The organism is Pseudomonas sp. P5_A2_2 (assembly GCF_054177685.1).
In genome coordinates this window covers 1-6,113 of record NZ_JBGCUL010000226.1, presented here as the reverse complement: position 1 = coordinate 6,113, position 6,113 = coordinate 1, and the positions used below count along the sequence as shown (strand labels likewise).

Below are 6,113 nucleotides of genomic sequence, written 5' to 3'. Positions count from 1 at the left end.
GGTTCGACACCGGCAACACCGGGCGATCCAGGGCAAACGCCAGGCCTTGCACCACGCCGATGGCGATGCGTACGCCGGTGAAGGCGCCCGGGCCACGGCCAAACGCGATGGCATCGACCGCTTGCAGGGTGGTCCCGGCATCGGCCAGCAATTGCTTGATCATCGGCAACAGCTTCTGCGCATGCAGGCGCGGGATCACCTCGTAATGGCTCGTGACCTTGCCGTCATGCAGCAAGGCAACGGAGCAAGCTTCAGTCGCGGTGTCCAGGGCCAGCAAGGTGCTCATCAATGTTTCCACAAGAGAGGTCAGAAAAAGTGCGTCAGTATAAACAACTACGGCCCGCAAGCGGGCCGTGGATGATGCTGCGGATCAGACTTTTCAGCTCAGGGCCGCAAGTACCTTGGTGGTGATTGCTTCAACCGAACCGACGCCTTCGATATGGCTGTACTGCGGCTTRCCATTGGCAGCCGCCAGCTTCTGGTAGAAATCCACCAGCGGCTTGGTCTGGGAGTGGTAGACCGACAGGCGATGACGCACGGTTTCTTCGGTGTCGTCCTTGCGCTGCACCAGATCTTCACCGGTGACGTCGTCTTTACCGGCCACTTTCGGCGGATTGTAGACGATGTGGTACACGCGGCCGCTGGCCYCGTGAACGCGGCGACCGGCGATACGCTGGACGATTTCTTCGTCTTCGACGGCGATTTCAACCACTGCATCCAGCTCGACGCCGGCCGTCACCAGGGCTTCAGCCTGGGGAATGGTGCGCGGGAAGCCGTCGAACAGGAAACCGTTGGCGCAGTCGGACTGGGCGATGCGGTCCTTGACCAGTGCGATGATCAGGTCATCGGACACCAGGCCACCGGCATCCATGATGCCCTTGGCCTTGATGCCCAGCTCGGTGCCGGCCTTGACCGCTGCACGCAGCATGTCGCCGGTGGAGATTTGCGGAATGCCGAATTTTTCGGTGATGAACTTAGCCTGAGTACCTTTACCGGCCCCGGGAGCTCCCAGCAGAATGACGCGCATCGATGTGCTCCTCAATTTTTTATATGGATAACGTCAGATTCGCCTCATTGGGCCAATCTCAAAAATAGGGTCGTGACCGCCCAAACGGCCAAAGGCTGATCAAGATACACAGCAGGCTGCGCCCACACAAGACGCCAAAAGTCGGAGAAACCGCTGCCTCTTGCGACCATTGCGCGCGGTTTGCCAAGTCGCAACCCCATCATTAACTGTCGCCTGACAGCACTTTTCAACCCGTCATACGGCGGCACCCGGCTCACCTGCCGGATGCCTGACCCACGGCAAAAATCTTAGCCGGTGTTTCGCAAACCGGCGGCAATCCCTGCCACAGACACCAGCAAGGCCTGTTCTACCGGGCTGCCCTGCGCTACGTCCTGTTGTCGCGAACGGGCCAGCAACTCGGCCTGCAATAGATGAAGCGGGTCAAGGTAGGTGTTGCGCAAGCGGATGAACTCAAGGGTCGCCGGGCTATGTGCCAGCAGCTGCGACTGCCCGGTCAGGCCGAGAACGATGGCGCACGCCTGCGACAATAGGTCGCGTAAGTGCGCACCCAATGGCAACAGATTCGGCTCCACCAGACGCTCATCGTAGGACCGCGCAATGTCGGCATCGGCCTTGGCCAGGACCATTTCCAGCATGTCGATGCGGGTGCGGAAGAACGGCCACTGCTCACGCATCTGCCCCAGCAGTTCGCCTTCGCCACGCTCCAGGGCCTTGCTCAGGGCCGCTTCCCAACCCAGCCAGGCCGGCAGCATCAGGCGCGTTTGGGTCCAGCCGAAAATCCACGGAATCGCCCGCAGGCTTTCGATCCCCCCGGCCCGGCGCTTGGCCGGACGACTGCCCAGTGGCAAACGACCGAGCTCCTGTTCCGGCGTGGACTGGCGGAAATACTCAACGAACTGTGGATTTTCCCGCACCACGGCGCGGTAAGCACTGACACCGTCTGCGGCCAGTTCGTCCATCAAATGGCGCCACTCGGGCGTAGGTGGCGGCGGAGGCAGCAAGGTCGCCTCCAGCACGGCGGCCAGGTACAGGTTGAGGTTCTGTTCGGCGATGTCCGGCAAGCCAAATTTGAATCGAATCATTTCGCCCTGTTCGGTGGTGCGGAAACGCCCCGCCACCGAACCCGGTGGCTGCGACAGGATCGCCGCATGGGCCGGGCCGCCGCCTCGCCCCACGGTGCCACCGCGACCGTGGAACAACAGCAGTTCCACTTGCTGCGCACGACAGATGTCCACCAAACGTTCCTGTGCCCGGTACTGCGCCCAGGCCGCCGCCGTGGTGCCGGCGTCCTTGGCCGAGTCGGAGTAGCCGATCATCACTTCCTGCGGCCCTTGCAGGCGCGCGCGATAGCCGGGCAACAGCAGCAGCTTTTCGATCACCGGGCCGGCATTGTCGAGGTCGGCCAGGGTTTCAAACAGCGGCACCACGCGCATCGGCCGCAACACGCCGGACTCTTTGAGCAATAACTGCACGGCCAGTACATCGGAAGCCGCACCGGCCATGGAAATCACGTAGGACCCGAGGGATGCCTCAGGCGCAGCGGYGACTTCCCGGCAGGTCGCCAAGACCTCGGCGGTGTCGGCGCCAGGTTTGAAGTACGCCGGCAACAAGGGACGACGATTGCTCAATTCGCGCATCAGAAAGGCGATGCGCTCTTCCTCGCTCCAGTCCTCGTAGCTTCCCAGGCCAAGGTAGTCGGTGATTTCGGTCATCGCCGCGGTGTGCCGCGACGAGTCCTGGCGCACATCCAGACGAACCAGGAACAGTCCGAACGTCACTGCCCGGCGCAGGCAATCGAGCAACGGCCCGTCGGCGATCACGCCCATGCCGCACTCGTGCAAAGAGTGGTAGCAAAGCTCCAGCGGATCGAGCAGTTCGCGGTTGTTTTGCAGCACGTCGACCGGTGCCGGCGTTGGCGTCGACAAGGCGGCGTGTGCCCAGTTGCGCGTCGCCCGCAGGCGTTCGCGCAGCTGTTTGAGCACTGCCCGGTAAGGTTCGGCGCTGTCTCCCGCCTTGGCCTTCAATTCCTCGCTGGYCTGCTGCATCGACAGCTCAGCGGCCAGGCGATCGACATCGCGCAGGTACAAATCGGCTGCCATCCAGCGCGCCAACAGTAAAACCTCTCGGGTCACCGCTGCCGTCACGTTCGGGTTGCCGTCGCGGTCGCCGCCCATCCACGAGGCAAAGCGAATCGGCGCGGCCTCCAATGGCAAGCGCAGGCCGGTGGCGGCGTGCAGGGCCTGATCGGCCTTGCGCAGATAATTGGGAATGGCCTGCCACAGCGAATGCTCGATCACCGCGAAACCCCACTTGGCTTCGTCCACCGGCGTGGGGCGCGTGCGGCGGATTTCCTCGGTGTGCCAGGCTTCGGCGATCAGGCGTTGCAAGGTGGTCTTGATCTGCTCGCGCTCGGCACCGGTCAGATCGCGGTGATCCTGAGCCGCCAGTTGCGCGGCGATGGCGTCGTACTTCTGGATCAGCGTGCGGCGTGCAACTTCGGTGGGATGCGCCGTAAGTACCAGTTCGATCTCCAGCCGACCCAGTTGCCGGGCCAGCGCGTCGGCGCCATGCCCCTCGGCGCGCAGACGCGCGAGCAACTCCGGCAGTACCCGGGCTTCGAACGGCGCCTCTTGGGATTCCTCGCGGCGGTGAATCAACTGATATTGCTCGGCGATATTGGCCAGGTTGAGAAACTGGTTGAACGCCCGCGCCACCGGCAGCAATTCGTCTTCGGTCAACTGGTTGAGGCTGGCGCTGAGCTCGGCGTCCATGGAGCCGCGCCGGTCAGCCTTGGCGCCCTTGCGGATCTGCTCGATCTTGTCGAGAAAACCGTCGCCATATTGCTCACGAATGGTATTGCCCAACAGCTCACCCAGCAGGTGAACATCCTCGCGCAAGCGTGCATCAATATCGGTCATCAGCAGGTCTCCAGCAAAAATCCGGGCGGCTAAGAACCTAGAGAGTGCCGCCCCAGACGGGTTCTTACAAGCAAGACGACGAAGGGACTTTAAACCTTGCCTGTTGAAGCTAGTCTGAAGATAAGCCGCACAATGGCTGTCGCCGGCCAATGCCGGACACTCACCCTGCCTGCCACGAGCGGGAGCGCAATGAGGTCAATATGAAAATCCGCGAGCTTGCCCACCACTGGGAAGAAAACGCCAAAGGTCGCCTGACCGACACCGGCTACTCGATTCATCTGGACGTGGAGTCTGCCGCACGGCTGGCCGCGCTCGTCGAGATGTACCCCAAGCGGCATCCCGAAGAACTGCTCGGCGACCTGATCGGCGCCGCGCTGGAAGAGCTGGAAAGAAGCTTCCCGTACGTCAAAGGCTCGACCGTGGTCGCCACCGATGAAGAAGGCGATCCACTGTACGAAGACATTGGACCGACCCCGCGCTTTCTGGCGCTGTCACGTCGGCATTTGCACGATTTGTCGATGCCTGACGACAAACAGAAGCACTGATTTTCAGCTGTACCTGTGGGAGCGAGCTCGCTCCCACATTGGCCTGTATTTCACTTCGAAAATTGCGCTTCTACGGACCTGTAAAAGGTCCTGCATAGCGCTTCGCGTCATGTAAATCCCCGCCTTAGAGCCCTGTCCATTCGATCACGGCTTTTTCAATGGCTGACTAATTTCTCTGAACTTTCAAAAAAAGCCTCGGGTCAACCCAAGTAACCACGCCTGGGACGAGCGTTTCAAAATACCCCGCAATCGATGGTTTCAGTACCTTGCCCAGGGTGGACTTCGACGTTTTTCAGGAATTGGCCCAATGGAGTTGAAGACCATGAAAACCCGAACCGGAACCCCCTCATTTACCTGTTCGCAAAGCCTGAAACTGGCGGCATTGGCCCTGGGCAGCTGCCTGGTCCTGGCCGGCTGCGCCGGTAACCCGCCGACCGAGCAGTACGCGGTCACCCAATCGGCCGTCAACGACGCCGTCAGCGCCGGCGGCACCGAGTTCGCCGCCGTGGAAATGAAATCTGCCCAGGACAAGCTCAAGCAAGCCGAAATCGCCATGCACGACAAGAAATATGACCAGGCCCGGATGCTCGCCGAACAGGCCGAGTGGGACGCTCGCGTGGCCGAGCGTAAGGCCCAGGCGATGAAGGCCGAACAATCAGTGAAGGACGCGCAGAAAGGCGTTCAGGAATTGCGTCAGGAAAGCCAGCGCACCGTTCAGTAAGCGGCGCGGCACCCCCGCATTCCCACTCGACTAAAAGGACGAAATCATGAAACCCAATCAATTGATGATCCCTGCCCTGCTGGCTGTCACCGTAGCCCTGGCGGCCTGCTCCACACCACCGAACGCCAACCTCGAACAGGCCCGCAGCAACTACACCGGCCTGCAAGCCGATCCGCAGGCCAGCAAAGTCGCGGCGCTGGAAACCAAGGAAGCCAGCGACTATCTGGACAAGGCCGATAAGGCCTACATGGACAAGGAGGACGCCGCCAAGGTCGACCAGCTTGCCTATTTGTCCAACCAGCGCGTCGAAGTGGCCAAGCAGACCATCGCCCTGCGCACCGCAGAGGCCAGTCTGAAAGATGCCTCGGCGCAACGGGCTCAGGCCCGCCTCGACGCCCGGGACCAGCAGATAAAACAGTTGAAGGACAGCCTCAACGCCAGGCAAACCGATCGCGGGACGCTGGTGACCTTCGGGGATGTACTGTTCGCCACCGACAAGGCCGAGCTGAAAGCCAACGGCCTGGCGAACATCAACAAACTGGCGCAGTACCTACAGGAAAACCCCGAGCGCAAAGTGATTGTCGAGGGCTATACCGACAGCACCGGTACGGCGTCGCACAACCAGTCGCTGTCGGAACGTCGCGCAGGCTCCGTACGTGCTGCGCTGGTGAAGATGGGCGTTGATCCGGCGCGGATCGTCGCCCAGGGTTACGGCAAAGAGTACCCAGTGGCGGATAACAGCAGTACCTCGGGTCGGGCGATGAACCGTCGGGTGGAGGTGACCATTTCCAATGACAGTCAGCCAGTGATGCCGCGTTCGGCGGTGAGTTCTTACACCCAATAATCAGCCACAACACAATACCTGTGGGAGCGAGCTTGCTCGCGATGGCGGAGTGTCAGAC

6 protein-coding genes are annotated in these 6,113 nt (G+C 61.5%); 3 read left to right on the top strand and 3 right to left on the bottom strand.

Annotation, left to right across the window (positions count from 1 at the left end; translation table 11 throughout):
- From tsaB to ppc, 3 genes are all read right to left on the bottom strand, one after another.
- On the bottom strand, positions 1-286 hold a 286-nt coding region (gene tsaB / locus ACXRVY_RS14680; protein ID WP_458237650.1), incomplete at its 3' end, for a tRNA (adenosine(37)-N6)-threonylcarbamoyltransferase complex dimerization subunit type 1 TsaB.
- A gap of 93 nt (positions 287-379) precedes the next feature.
- Complete coding sequence (gene adk / locus ACXRVY_RS14675) at positions 380-1,027, bottom strand: adenylate kinase (RefSeq protein ID WP_458237649.1); 648 nt, start codon at positions 1,025-1,027, stop codon at positions 380-382.
- A 287-nt stretch (positions 1,028-1,314) separates the two neighbouring features.
- On the bottom strand, positions 1,315-3,945 hold the full coding sequence (ppc, locus tag ACXRVY_RS14670) for a phosphoenolpyruvate carboxylase (RefSeq protein WP_458237648.1): 2,631 nt from the start codon (positions 3,943-3,945) through the stop codon (positions 1,315-1,317).
- A gap of 200 nt (positions 3,946-4,145) precedes the next feature.
- Between ppc and ACXRVY_RS14665 the strand changes: the two genes are divergently transcribed.
- The 3 genes from ACXRVY_RS14665 (at position 4,146) to ACXRVY_RS14655 (ending at position 6,055) form a co-directional block, all read left to right on the top strand.
- Entirely contained in the window at positions 4,146-4,490 is a 345-nt protein-coding gene (locus ACXRVY_RS14665) for a pilin assembly protein (RefSeq protein WP_104450704.1), read from the top strand.
- Between the two features lie 307 nt (positions 4,491-4,797).
- Positions 4,798-5,211 carry a DUF4398 domain-containing protein gene (locus ACXRVY_RS14660; RefSeq protein WP_223458323.1) on the top strand — a complete coding sequence of 138 codons (414 nt, stop codon included), beginning with the start codon at positions 4,798-4,800 and terminating at the stop codon, positions 5,209-5,211.
- 46 nt (positions 5,212-5,257) lie between these two features.
- The gene (locus ACXRVY_RS14655; RefSeq protein WP_223458320.1) at positions 5,258-6,055 is read left to right on the top strand and encodes an OmpA family protein; all 798 of its coding nucleotides are present in this window, start codon (positions 5,258-5,260) and stop codon (positions 6,053-6,055) included.
- The last annotated feature ends 58 nt before the right edge of the window (positions 6,056-6,113 follow it).